This window comes from Pseudomonas sp. D1-36, assembly GCF_051132205.1.
GTDB lineage: Bacteria > Pseudomonadota > Gammaproteobacteria > Pseudomonadales > Pseudomonadaceae > Aquipseudomonas.
In genome coordinates this window covers 3,518,034-3,534,625 of record NZ_CP071674.1, presented here as the reverse complement: position 1 = coordinate 3,534,625, position 16,592 = coordinate 3,518,034, and the positions used below count along the sequence as shown (strand labels likewise).

The 16,592-nt window shown below is 61.5% G+C and carries 15 protein-coding genes and 1 pseudogene; 8 read left to right on the top strand and 8 right to left on the bottom strand.

Annotation, left to right across the window (positions count from 1 at the left end; translation table 11 throughout):
* The first annotated feature begins 33 nt into the window (after nucleotides 1–33).
* Both hemB and J3P76_RS15625 read left to right on the top strand, forming a co-directional pair.
* The gene (gene hemB / locus J3P76_RS15630) at nucleotides 34–1,008 is read left to right on the top strand and encodes a porphobilinogen synthase (RefSeq protein ID WP_434563413.1); all 975 of its coding nucleotides are present in this window, start codon (nucleotides 34–36) and stop codon (nucleotides 1,006–1,008) included.
* 283 nt (nucleotides 1,009–1,291) lie between these two features.
* A complete protein-coding gene (locus J3P76_RS15625; protein ID WP_434700945.1) occupies nucleotides 1,292–2,386 on the top strand; it encodes a DUF1615 domain-containing protein in 1,095 nt (364 codons plus the stop codon).
* A 158-nt stretch (nucleotides 2,387–2,544) separates the two neighbouring features.
* Here J3P76_RS15625 and J3P76_RS15620 read toward each other — a convergent pair.
* Nucleotides 2,545–2,778 (bottom strand): annotated as a pseudogene (locus J3P76_RS15620) (hypothetical protein); the annotation flags it as partial.
* 193 nt (nucleotides 2,779–2,971) lie between these two features.
* Here J3P76_RS15620 and J3P76_RS15615 point away from each other — a divergent pair.
* Nucleotides 2,972–3,601, top strand: coding sequence for a glutathione S-transferase family protein (locus J3P76_RS15615; protein ID WP_420764570.1), 630 nt, complete (start codon nucleotides 2,972–2,974; stop codon nucleotides 3,599–3,601).
* 1 nt (nucleotide 3,602) lies between these two features.
* Here the strand turns inward: J3P76_RS15615 and J3P76_RS15610 are convergent, their stop codons facing one another.
* From J3P76_RS15610 to J3P76_RS15590, 5 genes are all read right to left on the bottom strand, one after another.
* Nucleotides 3,603–4,139, bottom strand: a complete 537-nt coding sequence (locus J3P76_RS15610) for a PqiC family protein (RefSeq protein WP_434563419.1) — start codon at nucleotides 4,137–4,139, stop codon at nucleotides 3,603–3,605.
* Between the two features lie 17 nt (nucleotides 4,140–4,156).
* Nucleotides 4,157–5,812: an intermembrane transport protein PqiB gene (locus tag J3P76_RS15605; protein WP_434700943.1), complete on the bottom strand. Its 1,656-nt coding sequence runs from the start codon at nucleotides 5,810–5,812 to the stop codon at nucleotides 4,157–4,159.
* A complete protein-coding gene (locus tag J3P76_RS15600; protein WP_434700942.1) occupies nucleotides 5,793–6,452 on the bottom strand; it encodes a paraquat-inducible protein A in 660 nt (219 codons plus the stop codon). The genes J3P76_RS15605 and J3P76_RS15600 overlap by 20 nt, the downstream gene beginning before the upstream one ends.
* The gene (locus J3P76_RS15595) at nucleotides 6,449–7,045 is read right to left on the bottom strand and encodes a paraquat-inducible protein A (protein WP_434610743.1); all 597 of its coding nucleotides are present in this window, start codon (nucleotides 7,043–7,045) and stop codon (nucleotides 6,449–6,451) included. Before J3P76_RS15595 ends, J3P76_RS15600 begins: the two co-directional genes overlap by 4 nt.
* Before the next feature lie 69 nt (nucleotides 7,046–7,114).
* Complete coding sequence (locus tag J3P76_RS15590) at nucleotides 7,115–7,555, bottom strand: CBS domain-containing protein (RefSeq protein ID WP_030138503.1); 441 nt, start codon at nucleotides 7,553–7,555, stop codon at nucleotides 7,115–7,117.
* A 321-nt stretch (nucleotides 7,556–7,876) separates the two neighbouring features.
* Between J3P76_RS15590 and J3P76_RS15585 the strand changes: the two genes are divergently transcribed.
* Nucleotides 7,877–10,240 (top strand): DNA polymerase II, encoded by a 2,364-nt coding sequence (locus J3P76_RS15585; protein ID WP_434610746.1) that lies wholly within the window; start codon nucleotides 7,877–7,879, stop codon nucleotides 10,238–10,240.
* Nucleotides 10,241–10,387: 147 nt separating this feature from the next.
* On the opposite strand, the gene J3P76_RS15580 is transcribed toward J3P76_RS15585, so the two are convergent.
* Nucleotides 10,388–11,209: an aldo/keto reductase gene (locus J3P76_RS15580; protein ID WP_434610749.1), complete on the bottom strand. Its 822-nt coding sequence runs from the start codon at nucleotides 11,207–11,209 to the stop codon at nucleotides 10,388–10,390.
* Nucleotides 11,210–11,381: 172 nt separating this feature from the next.
* Entirely contained in the window at nucleotides 11,382–12,530 is a 1,149-nt protein-coding gene (locus tag J3P76_RS15575) for an aldose epimerase family protein (RefSeq protein ID WP_434610751.1), read from the bottom strand.
* A 297-nt stretch (nucleotides 12,531–12,827) separates the two neighbouring features.
* Between J3P76_RS15575 and J3P76_RS15570 the strand changes: the two genes are divergently transcribed.
* From J3P76_RS15570 to J3P76_RS15555, 4 genes are all read left to right on the top strand, one after another.
* Nucleotides 12,828–13,577 carry a hypothetical protein gene (locus tag J3P76_RS15570; RefSeq protein WP_420764562.1) on the top strand — a complete coding sequence of 250 codons (750 nt, stop codon included), beginning with the start codon at nucleotides 12,828–12,830 and terminating at the stop codon, nucleotides 13,575–13,577.
* A 103-nt stretch (nucleotides 13,578–13,680) separates the two neighbouring features.
* Nucleotides 13,681–14,466, top strand: a complete 786-nt coding sequence (locus J3P76_RS15565; RefSeq protein ID WP_434563435.1) for a sulfite exporter TauE/SafE family protein — start codon at nucleotides 13,681–13,683, stop codon at nucleotides 14,464–14,466.
* Nucleotides 14,467–14,535: 69 nt separating this feature from the next.
* On the top strand, nucleotides 14,536–15,894 hold the full coding sequence (locus J3P76_RS15560) for an erythromycin esterase family protein (protein ID WP_434610755.1): 1,359 nt from the start codon (nucleotides 14,536–14,538) through the stop codon (nucleotides 15,892–15,894).
* Nucleotides 15,895–16,030: 136 nt separating this feature from the next.
* Entirely contained in the window at nucleotides 16,031–16,588 is a 558-nt protein-coding gene (locus J3P76_RS15555) for a DUF4174 domain-containing protein (protein WP_420764833.1), read from the top strand.
* The last annotated feature ends 4 nt before the right edge of the window (nucleotides 16,589–16,592 follow it).

Below are 16,592 nucleotides of genomic sequence, written 5' to 3'. Positions count from 1 at the left end.
TGCCTCGTGATTCAAACCTGACCCCGGAGTCCCATGTCCAGCCAGTTCCCCGAAGCACGTCCACGCCGTCTGCGCCGCAACGCGAGCTTGCGCAGCCTGTTCCAGGAAACCGAGTTCACATTGAACGATCTGGTGCTGCCAATCTTCGTCGAGGAAGAGATCGACGATTTTGTGCCGATCAAGAGCATGCCAGGTGTGAGGCGTATCCCCGAATCGAAACTGGCCGGCGAAATCGAGCGCTATGCCCGCGCAGGTATCAAGTCGGTGATGACCTTTGGCGTGTCTCATCACCTGGACAACGATGGCAGCGACACGTGGAGCGAGCGTGGCCTGGTATCGCGCATGGCCGGGATCTGCAAGGACGCCGTGCCGGAAATGGTGGTGATGTCCGACACTTGTTTCTGTGAATACACCGATCATGGCCATTGCGGCGTGCTGCATGGCGATGAAGTGGATAACGACCGCACCTTGGTCAACCTGGGCAAGCAAGCCGTGGCGGCGGCGCGCGCCGGTGCCGATGTCATTGCGCCGTCGGCGGCCATGGACGGGCAAGTCCAGGCTATCCGCAAGGCTTTGGACAACGCGGGCTTCAGCCAGACCGCCATCATGGCCTACTCCACCAAGTTCGCCTCGGCGCTCTACGGGCCGTTTCGCGAGGCTGGCGGCAGTGCCTTGAAGGGCGACCGCAAGAGCTATCAGATGAACCCGATGAACCGTCGCGAAGCCTTGCGCGAGTCGTTGCTGGACGAGCAGGAGGGCGCCGATGCGTTGATGGTCAAGCCGGCAGGGGCCTATCTCGATATCATCCGCGACATTCGCCAGGCGTCGAACTTGCCCTTGTCGGCTTACCAGGTCAGCGGTGAATACGCGATGATCAAGTTTGCCGCCCAGGCCGGTGCCATCGACGAGGCCCGCGTGGTACGTGAAAGCCTGGGCGCGATCAAGCGGGCCGGGGCAGACCTGATCTTCACCTACTTCGCCCTGGACCTGGCCTTGAGCGGAATCTAACCCAGCACCGTACTAGAAAGATGATGGACCTGTGTCGAGGGACTTTGCTCCCGCTCGGCTGCGAAGCAGTCGTAAACCGTCGGACTCGGTGTTTCTGTTGCTGCGCATTGGGCGGGTTTTGGGGCCGCTTCACGGCCCAGCGGGAGCAAGCTCCCTCGCCACGGGTTTGCAGGTGGCCTTGAGTGAACGGCGTTGCCTTGTAGGAGCAAGCTTGCTCTCTATTGGATTTCTACCGGCTTTTGGTCGTATGGTTGCTCCCGAACAATGGATCTGATGGAGCACCATGCATTTCACTCGATTGACGATCAGCCTCGCCGCTTCGCTGGCCCTGGCCGGTTGCGGCACTCGCCAGGCCCAGGAGCCTGAACGCCAGCCTGCCGAAGTCAAGGCGCAGATCGTTCGTTTGTTGCCGGCCAAGACCGCTGATCGGGCAGGCTGGGCAACGGATATCTACGTAGCCTTTTCGGCGCAGCAGATCCCGCCCACGACGCAGAACATCTGTTCGGTGCTGGCGGTGACCGAACAGGAATCCACGTTCCAGGCCGATCCGGCCGTGCCCGGGCTGGGCAAGATCGCCCGGCAGGAGATCGACCGTCGCGCGGCCAAGGTGCACATTCCGGGGTTCCTGGTCAGCGGCGCGCTCCAGGTGCGTTCGCCGAACGGTAAAAGCTACAGCGACCGTCTGGACGCGGCGCGAAGCGAGAAAGAACTCAGCGCGATTTTCGATGACTTCATCAGCATGGTGCCGTTGGGCAAGACGTTGTTCGACGGCTTCAATCCCGTGCACACGGGTGGCCCGATGCAGGTCAGCATCGCATTTGCCCAGGCCAATGCCCGGGATTATCCGTACACGGTGGATGGCTCCATTCGGCGGGAAGTGTTCAGTCGTCGTGGCGGCATGTATTTCGGCATCGCCCATTTGTTGGGCTATCCGGTGAGCTACACAGAGCCGCTGTACCGGTTCGCCGATTTCAATGCCGGGTGGTATGCCAGTCGCAACGCGGCGTTTCAACATGCGGTGAGTCGCGCTTCGGGTATTTCTTTGGCCCTGGACGGCGACTTGATCTTGCATGGCTCGATCATGCCGGGCAGCACGGAATTGGCGGTGCGCACCTTGGGCAAGTCCCTGGGGATGCGCAACCCGACCATCCGCGATCAGTTGGAGATGGGCGACAGCCTCGCCTTCGAAGACAGCAAACTCTACAAGCGTGTATTCGAACTGGCTGAGAAGGCCGAGGGCAAGCCGCTGCCTCGGGCACTGTTGCCGGGCATTGTGCTCAAGAGTCCGAAAATCACACGCAAACTGACCACCGCATGGTTTGCCAAGCGCGTGGACGAACGTTATCAGCGCTGCATGGCTCGGGCTTCGGGACGCTAAAACTTCTGGCCATGAAAAAGCCCGGCGGTTGAGGCCGGGCTTTCAGGGGGATGACTTGGAAGCGGGTTGGACCGTCATGGCAAGGGGCTGTCCTCGCCATGACTCGTATTGAACGTCGTTTGGAACCGGGTCAGGCATTGCGTGAAAACCACTCATGCACGGTTCTGAGCCAGACGATCGGAGCCACCTTCGGCGACGCGGCGTTCCAGCAGACGATCGGAGCCACCTTCGGCGACGCGGCGTTCCAGCAGACGATCGGAGCCACCTTCGGCGACGCGGCTTTCGATCAGGCGGTCGGAGCCACCTTCGGCAACGACGGGTTGGGAAGTGGCGGCGAATGCGTTGGCGGCCAGTACCGAGAAAGCGAAGCTGAGGATGATTTGGCGTTTCATGATGGTGTGCTCCGGGGTGTGTTGTTTGTGTGGGGCCATTGTTGCGCCGGGCAGGGAGCATGAGAACTTCATTGACGTGATGGTGAACATCGACGGCGGTGATAGCTCGTTGCAGGTGTGTCAGTCAGATTGATGGAACACTCACGAACCAGGAAGCTCTACCGGCATAATCCCTTTTGCAGGAGGCAGGTGCATGTACCAGTTATTCGGTCACAGCCAGTCCGGCTCGGCAGCTGTCGAGGTCGCCTTGAACCTATGCGGGGTGCCTTATCGACGCGTCGATACCTATTCGACCGAGGACAACGAGGCCGCGAAAGAACTCGAGGCGTTGAATCCTCAGAAGCAGGTCCCGACCCTGCAACTGCCGGACGGCTCGGTGTTGACCGAGGCGGCGGCGATCCTGATTCACTTGGGGTTGTCTTTCCGAGAATCAAAACTGTTGCCCGAGGATCCGGCCCAACGCGCGCAGGTCATACGTGGCCTGGTCTATATCGCCGCCAACTGCTACACACCCATTGGCATTATCGATTTCCCCCAGCGCTGGCTGCCTGATGCGGACGAAGTCACCCAGGAACGTCTGGTGTCGGGCACGAAACAGCGCCTGTATCGCAACTGGGCTCTGTTTGCCGACCAGTTTGCAGCGTCACCCTTTCTCGGCGGCGCCGAGCCTGGCGCGCTGGATATCCTGGCGGCGGTGATCACGAAATGGGTCGAAACCCGGGAAGCGATGCTCAATGCCCGCCCTGAGTTCCATGCCTTGCTGGCGCGTATCGACCACCACCCGCGAGTCGCTCCAGTGCTTTCACTGCATTGGCCCGATTGAATCAGGGGCAGGCGTTGCGCGATGCCGCTTGCCCCACGAGGTCGACCAACTGCCGGACGTTGTTTTGATGCCCCTTCACCAAGTCGTCGATATTGCCCGTGGCCGGTGTTTGCAGGCTGCTGCGACAGGTGAGGGCGTGGGCGTCGCTGCCCAGCGTGCGCAGTCGCCATTGCACGTCCATGCGCGCATACCGACCGGGAATCGAGTCGAAGCGCTGCACGTCGACCCGCAGCAACCGCTTTGGCGCACCGGGGTTGCTCAATTGCTCGTCAAGGCTGCTGCGTAGTTCGTCCGCCAGGCTTGAGCCCCACCATTCGGTTTCGAGGATGGCCAACCCGCTGTCGCCCTGGCGAATCACCATCTGGGTGCGATCCACTTGCGGTGGAACGCTGAGTTGCTCGATCTGGATATCCACGCCCGCATGCACCTGGCCCGCCGGTTGGACCGGGCTCAGGGTGTGATAGTGGATAGGGTCGCTGCGGCAGGCGCCGAGGAGCAGCGCCAGGGCAATCAACGAACATCTCAGCGTCAGCGGCATCGAGCGTGCTCCTGTCATCATTCTTTCACCGGAAAAGTCAGGTTTTGCGCCGGGGCGTCCTTCGGACGGCCGCGAAGCAGCGATTCAGGATGTCGGCTCAGGTAGTCCGACAGCTCGCGCAGCGAACGGGACATGCGGCCCAGGTCATCCAGGGTCTGGGTCAGCTGTTCACGCTGCGGCGAGTCTTCCGCCAACGTAGAATTCGCCGATTGCAGGGTCTTGCTCACGTCCTGCAAGGTGCTTTGCACGCCCGGCAGGGTCTTGTTGTTGAATTGCGAGAGTCCTTTGCGCAGCTCCACCAGATTGCCGTCCAGATTGCTGGCGATGCTCTCCAGCGGCAGCTTGTTGATGCGCTCCACCACCGTTTGCAGCTGTTCCTGCAATTGCTGCAGGCTGCCCGGGATCGTCGGGATCCGCAGGGGACGGGCGGCGAGGTCGAAGGCGACCTTTTCCGCTTTGGGGTAGAAATCCAGGGAGATATACAACTGCCCGGTCAGCAGGTTGCCGCTGCGAGCCTGGGCGCGCAGGCCCCGTTCGACGAAACTGCCCACCAGCCGGGCAGCGGCGGCTTCGTCTTCCGGATCGTAATCCAGCGATTTGAGCAGTTTTTCGTGGGCCTTTCCCAGCAGTTGGGGGTAGATCACGATGCCGACATTGATAGGGAACGTGCGCTGCTTTTCGTCGAAATCCAGGTTCATGGCGACGACACGGCCGATCTCGATGCCTAGAAACTCCACCGGGGCCCCAACGCGCAAGCCGCGCAAGGCCTGGTCGAAGCGTAAGGCCAGGAATTGCGCCTTGCCACTGGGCGGGGCGAGGGCGCTCTGTTGGTCGGCGAACAGCTCGAAATTCTTGTCTTCGGGCGCGGGCGTGTCGTTGGGGCTGTACTCCGGGGCCCTGAAGGCGATGCCGCCGACCAGCAGGGCGGAGAGGGATTCGGTCTTGACCGCGAAACCGTTGGCGCCGACGTTCACATCGACACCGCTGACGTTCCAGAAGCGGGTGTTCTCGGTGACGTAGGCATCGTTAGGCGCATTGATGAACACTTCGATATTGACCCCCTTGCCTTCGGCGTCCAGGGCATAGGACACCACTTGGCCCACCGGGATCTTGCGCAAGTACACCGGCGAGCCGATGTCCAGCGAACCGAGGTCCTGGGAGTGCAGGGTAAAGCGCTTGCCCGGCTCTCCGTAAGTGATGGGGGGCGGGGCCTCCAGGCCGGTGAAGGACTTGGCGCGCACGGTGGAGTGGCCGGCGTCGGCACCGATGAAATCCCCGGACAGCAAGGTATCGATCCCGGAGATACCGCCGGCGCCGATACGCGGCCGGACCACCCAGAACACCGAGTCTTCATGGGTGAACGTGTCCGCGGTCTTGGCGAGCTTGACGGTGGCGGTCACATTCTTCTGGTCGGCGCTCAGTTGCACGTCGGTGACCTGGCCGATGACCACGTTGCGGTATTTGACCGGGGTCTTGTTCGCGGTGAGGCCCTCGCCCGTCTTGAAGGTGATGGTGATGGTCGGCCCTTCCTGCAGCCAGTTATGGACCACCAGGGACACCCCCACCAGCACGGCGATGATGGGCACGATCCATACCAGTGACACCGTCCAGCGACGGCTGGTGACATGGGCCCGGCCCGGTGCGGGCTGTCCATCAGTGGCTTGCGACTTCATCCATGACCTCCTCGGATGGTTGGGTATCCCAGATCAGCCGTGGATCGAAACTCATGGCCGACAGCATGGTAAACAGCACCACGAGACCGAAGAACAGTATTCCCGGTCGCGGTTCGATGTCGCTCAGGGCCTGGAATTTCACCAGCGCCGCCACCAACGCTACGACCAGCACATCAAGCATCGACCAGTAGCCGATGACCTCCACCAGCCGGTACAGCTTCGCTCGCTGGACCTGGGCCCAAGTGCTGCGCCGCTGCACGGTCACCAGCAGCAGCGTCAGCACGACGAACTTGATGCCCGGTACGGCGATGCTGGCGATGAAGATGATCAGGGCGATGTCCCAGGCGCCACTGTTCCAGAACTCGAGAACGCCGCTGATGATCGTACTGTCCGCGCCATCGCCGAGCATCTGGGTGTTCATGACCGGCAGCAGGTTCGCCGGGATATAGAACACCAGCGCCGCCAGCATGTAGGCCCAGGTGCGGGTCAGGGTATCGGGTTTGCGCCGGTGCAGGGCGGCATCGCAGCGCGGACACGTCTCGGGCTCGTTGCTCATGTCGCACGCCAGGCCGCAGCTGTGGCACAGGCACAGGTTCAGGTCGCCGGCCCGGGGCGGGTTGCCTGGCAATGGCCCGTTCACAGGGTGGCCCAAAGGTCGCGGACATCACGGCCGGCAATACGGATCATCAAGAGGCTCAAGGCCGCCAGGGCGAACAGGCCGATGCCGGGCAGTACATCCAGCAGGCCGGCAAGCTTGATCACCGCGACCAACGCACCCAGCAGGCACACCTCCAGCATGCTCCACGGCCGCAGGGTTTCCAGGCTGCGCATGCACAGGCTGAAAGCCGGTGCCCGCCGTTTGGAATAGGCGTAGCCCAGCACCCAGAGCAGGAGCGCCAATTGGAAGGCCGGGGCGATGATGATCGCGACGGCGGCGACCAGGGCGATGAAGGTAATGGGGCCCTGGCTCAGGGCAACGACGGAGTCCCACAGCGTCGCGCTGTTGCTCAAGCCCTGGAGGCGGATGCTCATCACCGGATAAACGTTGGCGAAGACCCAAACCACCGCCGCAGTGATGGTCAAGGCCAAGCGCTGTTCGATGGTCAGGCCGTTGTAGCGCTGGATCACGGCGTGACATTGCACGCACGCAGCTTTTTGATGCGGGGCGAGCTCAACCGGCTCGTACACCGCATCGCAATGTTCACAGATGATCAGTCGTTCGGTAACGGCCATGGGGATGCTCGGCGGGGCAACTCCTTCAATATAGAAGTGAGTCGCAAATGAGCAACCCGCCCGAGCCGATCATTCGCCGCGAATGTATTGCTCCAGTTGTCGGATCAGGTCTGCTTGTTCGGCAATGGCCTCTTTCACCAGGTCGCCGATGGACAACAGGCCGACGAGCTTGCCGTCCTCCACGACGGGCAAATGCCGCAAGTGCTTTTCAGTCATGATGCTCAGGCACGTCTCGACGTTCTGATGGGGATCGATGGTGATCACGGGCGAAACCATGATGTCGCTGACTTTCGTGCCCACCGATGAGCGCCCGTGCAAGACCATTTTGCGCGCATAGTCACGCTCACTGATGATGCCCAGCACCTCGTCGTTCTTCACCACCAGCAAGGCACCGACGTTTTTCTCGGCCATGCGCATCAGGGCCTGCAAAACCATGTCGTCCGGTGAAATGGTGTGCACTTGCTGGTTCTTCTCGTCTTTTATCCGGAGCAACTGCGCGACGGTTTTCATGGGGAGGCCTCGGGTGTCGTTTTTTGCGGGTGGTAAAAGAATCGTAGACCCAACGGCGAAGGGCAAGCGATAAAGCGGCAGTCAGTCGTCCAAAAGCGTCATGGCGGGTGAATTCACTCCTATCTAAAGTCATCCGCCGTTGTGGCGAGGGGATTTAGCGAAGCGTCGCGCCGCCCCGCTGGGCTGCGCAGCAGTCCCAAAAATGTCGACACGACATTCATCTGATGCAAGTTGCTTGAGGGGCTGCTGCGCACCCCAGCGGGGATAAATCCCCTCGCCACAGGTAGAATCAGCGCACATGCAAGTTTTGAGGTTTCAGCGGTGGATCTACAGCAGGGCTTCGTCCTGACCCGGCATTGGCGCGATACCCCGGCGGGCACCGAAGTCGAGTTCTGGCTGGCGACCGATGCCGGCCCCCGGCGCGTGCGCCTGCCGGTGCAGCCTTCGGTGGCGTTCGTGCCGCAAGTGCAGCGCGGCCAGGCCGAAGCGCTGTTGCAAGGGGAGAAGGACATCGAGCTGCGTCCCCTGGACCTGCTGGATTTCGAGCATCGCCCGGTGCTGGGCCTGTATTGTCGACAGCATGGACAACTGATGCGCCTGGACACCACGCTGCGGCGCGCCGGCGTGGACGTGTTCGAAGCTGATATCCGGCCACCGGAGCGCTACCTGATGGAGCGCTTCATCACCGCCCCGGTGTGGTTCGGTGGCACGCCATCGGCCGACGGCGTGCTGCTCGACGCCCAGATGAAACCGGCTCCCGAGTACCGCCCACCGCTGCGGCTGGTGTCCCTGGACATCGAAACCACCGCCCAGGGCGATTTGTACTCCATCGCCCTGGAAGGCTGCGGCGAGCGACAGGTCTATATGCTCGGTCCACCGAACGGCGATGATCGCGACGTTGATTTCCAACTCGAATATTGCGAATCCCGAACGCTGCTGCTCAAGAAGCTCAATGAGTGGTTTGCCCGCTTCGACCCCGACGCGATCATCGGCTGGAACCTGGTGCAGTTCGATTTGCGCGTGCTGCATGAGCATGCTCGTCGGTTGGCCGTACCGCTGCGCCTGGGGCGTGGCGGTGAGGAAATGCAGTGGCGCGAGCATGGCGCGCGCAACAATCATTTCTTCGCCTCGGCGGTGGGCCGGTTGATCATCGACGGGATCGAGTCCTTGCGTTCGGCGACCTGGAGTTTCCCGTCGTTCAGCCTGGAGAACGTCGCGCAGACCCTGCTGGGCGAAGGCAAGTCCATCGACAACCCGTACCAGCGCATGGACGAGATCAACCGCATGTTCGCCGAGGACAAGCCGGCCCTGGCCCGCTACAACCTCAAGGACTGCGAGCTGGTGACGCGCATTTTCGCCAAGACCGATCTGCTCGAGTTCCTGCTGGAGCGCGCCAGCGTCACCGGCCTGCCGGCCGATCGCAGCGGTGGTTCGGTGGCGGCGTTCACGCACCTTTACATGCCGCTGATGCACCGCCAGGGCTTCGTTGCGCCGAACCTCGGCCAGCGTCCGCCCGAGGCCAGCCCTGGCGGGTTCGTCATGGATTCCCAGCCGGGGCTCTACGAATCGGTGCTGGTGCTCGACTACAAGAGCCTGTACCCGTCGATCATCCGCACCTTTCTGATAGACCCGGTGGGCCTGATCGAGGGGCTGCGCCATCCGGGCGAGCACGAGTCTGTCCCAGGCTTTCGCGGGGCGCGGTTCTCCCGTACCCGACACTGCCTGCCGTCCATCGTGGCGCGGGTCGCTGAAGGCAGGGAGACCGCCAAGCGCGAACATAACGCGCCCTTGTCCCAGGCGCTGAAGATCATCATGAACGCGTTTTATGGAGTGCTCGGCTCCAGTGGCTGTCGCTTCTTCGACCCGCGCCTGGCGTCGTCCATCACCCTGCGCGGTCATCAGATCATGCAACGCACCCGGCAGTTGATCGAAGCCCGGGGGCATGTGGTGATCTATGGGGACACCGATTCAACCTTCGTCTGGCTGCGCCGGTCCCATGGCCAGGAAGAAGCCGCGGCGATTGGCCGGGAACTGGTGGCTTACGTCAACGGGTGGTGGCGCGGACACGTGCGTGACGAGTTCGGCCTGGAGAGCGCGCTGGAGCTGCAATTCGAAACCCATTTCAAGCGTTTCCTCATGCCGACCATCCGCGGCGCGGAGGAGGGCAGCAAGAAGCGCTACGCCGGCTTGGTGACCCGCGCCGACGGCAGCGATGAAATCATCTACAAGGGCCTGGAAACCGTGCGCACCGATTGGTCGCCCCTGGCCCGGCAGTTCCAGCAGGAGCTTTACGGGCGGATCTTCCATCGCCAGCCGTATCAGGATTATGTGCGCGACTACGTGCGCCAGACGCTGGCCGGTACATTCGATGAGCGTCTGGTCTACCGCAAGCGCCTGCGCCGCCCCCTGGATGACTACGAACGCAACGTGCCGCCCCACGTACGGGCCGCTCGGCTCGCCGACGAGTTCAACGAACGCCAGGGTCGGCCTCGGCAGTATCAGAACGGCGGTTGGATCAGCTACGTTATCACCGTGGCCGGCCCCGAGCCGCTGGAAACCCGCAGCGCGCCGATAGATTACGACCATTACGTGACTAAGCAACTACAGCCGGTGGCGGATGCAATCCTGCCGTTTGTGGACGATGATTTTTCGACTTTGGTCGGGGGGCAGATGGGGTTGTTCTGATGCCGCTGAGTGATGGGTTGGAGGGCAATGCTCTTGTGGCGAGGGAGCTTGCTCGCGCTCGGTTGCGCAGCAGCCGCCTAAAGCGAGGGCCGCTTCGCACCCCAGCGGGAGCAAGCTCCCTCGCCACAGAACCTTCGATTCCCCAAGCTAAACCATCGCCAACCGCTGCTTGCCCTGGGGCTTGGGAAACACCAGGTCCAGTGCCGCCAGATCCTGGGACTCAAGTTGCAGATTCGCCGCTTCGGCATTCAGGCGCACATGTTCAGGCTGCACGGCCTTGGGAATGGCGATCACATTGTCCTGGCGCAACAGCCAGGCCAGGGCAATCTGCGCCGGTGTCGCGCGGTGGCGCTCGGCGATTTGTTGCATGGTGTGATCCCTGAGCAGCTGCCCACCCTGGCCGACCGGGCAGTAGGCCATGATCGACATGCGCCGTTGCTGGCTCCAGGGCAGCAGGTCGTATTCGATGCCGCGCTCCTGCAGGTTGTACAGCACCTGGTTGGTGGCGCAGTCGGGCGCGTTCAGTTCTTCCATGTCGTCCACGTCGAAATTCGACACGCCCCAGCGCCCGATCTTGCCTTCTTCGCGAAGTCGTTCAAACGCTTCGACGGTTTCTTCCAGCGGGTATTGGCCACGCCAGTGCAGCAGATAAAGGTCGATGTAATCGGTGTCGAGCCGCCGCAGGCTGCGCTCGCAGGCCAGCGGAATGCCTTTGCGGCTGGCGTTGTGGGGGTAGACTTTGCTCACCAGAAACACTTGGTCACGCAGCCCGGTGATCGCTTCGCCAACGACTTTTTCGGCGCCGCCCTCGGCATACATTTCGGCGGTGTCGATCAGGGTCATGCCCATTTCAATGCCCAAGCGCAGGGCAGCCACTTCTTTTTTGTGATGGGACGGTTCTTCACCCAGGCGCCAAGTGCCCTGGCCGATTACCGGCACGGACACGCCGGCCAACTCCAGAGTTCTCATTCGCATCTCCTGTCGTGCGGGTCGATTAAGCTGTGGCAGCAGAATAGACCAGGCGTTCAGGTTTGATTCGCGCCGCAATGCAGCGGGATGCTCTAGGGCCGAAATGCATGACGCAAAGCGCCACGGGAGGCGTCCCCACGCGCAACGTGGGAACGCTCGGTTGGCAGGAGGGTTATTCCGCCGAGAACTTCAGCACCATGGCCTGGGTGTAGGTCTGGCCCGGATCCAGCCGCGTGGTCGGGAAGTCCGGCTGGTTCGGCGAGTCGGGGAAGTGCTGGGTCTCCAGGGTAAACGCGCCCCAGTGCGGATAGACCTTGCCTTGCTTGCCCTTGACCGTGCCATCGAGGAAGTTGCTGGTGTAGAACTGCACACCGGGTTCGGTGGTAAAGAGCTGCAGCCGTCGCCCGGACTTCGGATCCTGGACGTCGGCGGCGAGTTTGTTTACGTCACCCTTGGCGTCGAGCACCCAGTTGAAGTCAAACCCACCCTGTTTTGGCTCGGCGAACTTCAACTGCGGATGATCGGCTTTGATATGGGTGCCGATGGCGGTTGGCTTGGTAAAGTCCATCGGCGTGCCGGCCACTGGCGCCAGCTCGCCGGTGGGAATCAGCTTGGCGGTCACCGGTGTGTAGCGGGACGCGTGCAAGGTCGCGACTTGCTTGAGGATGTCGCCATTGCCTGCACCCGCCAGGTTGAAATAACTGTGGTTGGTCAGGTTCAGTACGGTCGGTTTGTCAGTGGTGGCCTTGTAGTCGATGCGCAGTTCGTTCTTGTCGTTGAGGCTGTAGGTGACGTCAGTCTTCAGATTGCCGGGAAACCCCATCTCGCCGTCCTTCGACAGGTAAGTCAGGGTCACGCCGACCGAGTCCTTGTCGTTGCTCGGCTCGGCTTTCCAGACACGCTTGTCGAACCCTTGCGGCCCGCCGTGCAGCGAATTGTCCTTGTCGTTCTGCGGCACCTGGTAGCGCTTGCCATCCAACTCGAACGCGCCGCCAGCCAGGCGATTGCCGAAGCGGCCGATGGTCGCGCCGAAATATACATTGCCATTCTTCTGGTAGCCCTGGACATCGTCGAAGCCGAGCACGATGTCGTCGGTCATGCCGTTTTTGTCCGGCACGATCAGCGACTGGAGAATCCCGCCATAGGTGATGACGGTAGCCTCCATGCCGTTGCTGTTGCGCAACACATATTTTTCAACCGCCGTGCCGTCGTCGGTCTTACCGAAAGCAACGCGTTCGTTGGTCAGGCCGGCGGCCTGTGAAGAGGTGGCAATCATCAGAGAAACTCCGAGGGCCGAGAGCAGGTGTCTGGATTCAAGCATGAGTGTGACCTTCCTTCCTGTTGTTTTTTTGTTGTTTTAACGCGGGTCGAGTCCGTTAATTGGTCGGACAGCGATGAAGGTTTTTCTGTTCAGTAGTCTTTCTATTTGCGGGTGGAGAAGGGATTTATAGCTATAAATTGAGATTTATCAATTAAAAAGTAAGACTAATTGATCGAGGCGAATCGTGACCGGACGTCAACTCTCGGGTAAGGCACTGCACTTTTAGGGTTTTTTCCGCTCTATCCATGGCCAGGAAGCGGCGAGCCCCACCGCTTCCCAATGTCCAGACGAGATTCGATGGCCGGTGTTTTACTTTCCGTGATGGTGTCGCCACGCCGCAGCAACCTGCTGTTGGTGGGCCTGTTGCTGTTGCTCAGCGGCGGCTGCACCCACCAGCAAGGCCAGGACATGGTTACGCAGTTCAGCAACGCCAAGCCCCAGGAATTCTTGCAGACCAGCGTGGACCGGATGGCCACGCTCTCGATGCACGACAACTTGCAGAGCCTTTACCTGCTGATGCACAAACTTTACCTGCGCAACCCGGAAGAATTGCGCAAGTCGGGCTTCCTCGACGTCCGCGTCGCCGTCAAGCAAGTGCGCCAAGCCATCGAGCAACAGCAGCCCTTGCCGACCTTGGGCAATAAAAAGGACCTGGCGGCCCTGAGCTATGCCATGAGCCCCGAGTTCCTTGGTGATAGGGTCGGTGCGTTCATCTACGCCATTGGCAGCATGCTGGTCACGGCCCACGGCAATCGCCTGGAGTTCTACATGACCGACACCATCGATCCGCGCTTCGTCAGCAACGCTGCGCGCAACATCGAAAAGGCAACCTGGTTGCTGGGCCAGCGGCAGAACAAGGACGGCTCGCCGATGCTGTTTTCCAACGAAATCTCGGAGGAGGGCAGCAACCTGAGCTTTGCCGTCGAGTTCGGGAAAATCGTTGCACGCCTGGACCTGCTGACGCAGATGCTCGACGAGCGCTACCGGCGGATAGGGCTCAACTATGCACAGAGCCTGCTGTTCCTCAATTTCCTGCCCGTCCAGTGATCAAAAATGGAATAAAGATAGATCACATCGATATAGGGGGTTATAAGAAAAATCGCTATGCTCGCGGCCAGATTTTTCACGCGGTCGCGCTGAGACGGGTTTGATGGATTTCGGTAATTTCGGTTTAGTCGTAGCGGGCCTGGTGGTCGGTTTCATCGTCGGGATGACCGGCGTGGGTGGCGGATCGCTGATGACCCCCATTCTGCTGTGGTTCGGCATCAACCCCGCGACGGCGGTGGGTACGGACCTGCTGTACGCGGCCATTACCAAATCCGGCGGCGTGCTGGTTCACGCCAAGAACCGCAATATCGACTGGTCCATCACCGGTTGGCTGACCTTGGGCAGCGTGCCGGCGGTCGGGCTGACCCTGTGGTTCCTCAGCAGCCTGAACAGCTCGCCAGACGCGATGAACGCAGTCATCAAGCAAGCACTGGGTTTTGTGTTGTTCGCCACTGCCCTGGCGATCCTGTTCAAGAAACGCCTGCTCCAATTCGCCCACGATCGCGCCGGCGGCCACTACAACCCCAGCGGCTCACGGCTCAACGTACTCACTGTGATTACCGGCTTGGTGCTGGGCACGATGGTCGCGTTGACCTCCATCGGCGCCGGCGCCCTGGGCACTGTCGCGCTGTTCATCCTCTATCCGTTCCTGGTCACCAGGCGCCTGGTGGGGACCGAGATCGCCCACGCCGTGCCGCTGACCCTGGTGGCCGGCCTGGGCCACGCAAGCATGGGCAACATGGACTGGCACATCCTCGGCTTCTTGCTGATCGGTTCACTGCCGGGCATTTACCTGGGCAGCCATTTGTCGGGACGTATTTCCGATGAACTCCTGCGCCCTTGCCTGGCGGTGATGTTGGCGATGATCGGCTTCAAACTGGCGTTCTGATTTGCTCGGAGTCATGGGCCGATAGGCATAGTCATACCTGTAAACCAGGTACTGATGAGGCCACGATCCATGAACAGCCCAGCCAGAGATCTGCTGCAACGCCTGCGCCGTCGTCGCGTCGAACCTCGCTCCGACATCGCCGACATTCTGCGTCATCACGCCGAACCGCTGCCCGCCGAGGACAGCCCGGCGTTTGGCGAGATGTTCGATCGCTTTGCCGACGCGAAGGTCTTGCTGATCGGCGAAGCCAGCCACGGCACCCATGACTTCTACCGCACCCGCGCGGCCATCACCCGGCACATGATCGAGCATCACGGCTTCGGGATCGTCGCCGTCGAAGCCGACTGGCCCGACGCCGGGCAAATCGACCGCTGCGTGCGTGACCTCGGACCCTCGGCCTGGAAACAGCAGGCTTTCGCCCGGTTTCCAAGCTGGATGTGGCGCAACACCGACGTACAGTCCTTCGTCCGCTGGTTGCGCGATTACAACCTGGAGCAGCCGGGCGATCGGCGCGTGGAGTTTCGCGGCCTCGACGTCTACAGCTTGCGGCACTCGATCGACGAAGTGCTCAACTACCTCGATAAGGCACACCCCCACCTGGCCCGCGGCGCCCGGCATCGTTATGGTTGCCTGACGCCTTGGCACGACGACCCGGCGCTTTACGGTCATTTCACCGAACGCGGCAACCTGGCGACCTGCGAGGACGCGGTGGTCGAGCAGCTCAATACGCTGCTCGCCGAGCGCCTCGATCCCCTGATCGAGGATGACGAGAGTTTCTTCAGCGCCATCCAGAACGCCCGGGTCGTGCGCGCCGCCGAACAGTACTACCGGGCCATGTATCGCGGCGGAAAATCGTCCTGGAACCTGCGGGACCGGCACATGTTCGACACCCTGCAGAGCCTGATGGAACATCGTGGCCCCGATGCGAAAGCGGTGGTCTGGGCGCACAACTCCCACATCGGCAATGCCGCCGCGACTCGCATGGGTTGGGAAGGTGAATTCAATATCGGCCAGTTATGCCGCATGGCTTACGGCCGCGACGCGGTGCTGCTGGGCATGGGCACCAATCGTGGCAGCGTGGCGGCGGCCGACGATTGGGACTCACCGATGAAAATCAAGCAGGTGCTGCCCGCGCTGGCCGGCAGTTGGGAGCGGGAATTCCTGAATACGGGTGTTCGCGCATCGCTCACGGACTGGCGGACTAATCCTGACGAGGCACTGCTGGACGCATTGTCCGAGCCCCTGCTCGAACGCGCTATCGGCGTGATCTACCGCCCTGAAACCGAACGCCAGAGCCATTACTTCGAAGCCGTATTGGCCGAGCAGTTCGATGCCTGGCTCTGGTTCGAGCAGACCGAAGCGGTCACGCCATTGCCAACACCTCACACGCTTGAGCACGAGGAAGACACCTTCCCATTCGGCCTTTGAGCGCCTCGTGACGCGGTTGCGCTATGGGGCCGGTGGCCTAAGCTTCAAGGCAGGCAGCTGCGGTAACGGGCGACTCTCGCGGAACAATCGCCGCCATGTGCAATCAGTACAGCGTAAATATCAAAAGGAGAGGCGCATGCTTATTCGGTCGTTGACCTTCGCTACCTTGCTGGCCTTTGCTGGCCCCTTGTTCGCCGCTGATGGCGACTCGCCCCTGGTGGCGGAGGTGGGCAAGACCCGCCCCTTGATCATTATCGCGCCCAGCTCCGTCGACCCTGCATGGTCCACGTTGAAAGCAGAGCTCGAAAAGCCAGAGGGCAAGCAGGGATTCTCCGAACGCAACATGATGCTCTACACCGTTTTCAACACCATCGGGAAACGTGATGGCAAGGATTTGGACCCGCAAAGCACCATGGCACTGATCCGTTCTCTCAAGCTGGGAGCCGGTGCGCTGCCCAAGATCATCCTGGTGGGCAAGGATGGGGAAAAGAAGCTTGAGCATTCCGGCGCGATCACATTGAGCGAGCTGTTCGATGCTGTCGACAAATTGCCTGCGGCTGAAAAGGAAGCCGTGGCGCCAACCCCGCTACCCGAGCCAGAACCCGCGCCGGCCAAGGACGCGAAAGGCGCCAAGCCGGGCAAGGCGGCCAAGCCCACCAAGCCCGCGGCCGCGCCGAAGGCGCTGGAGGATTGACCCT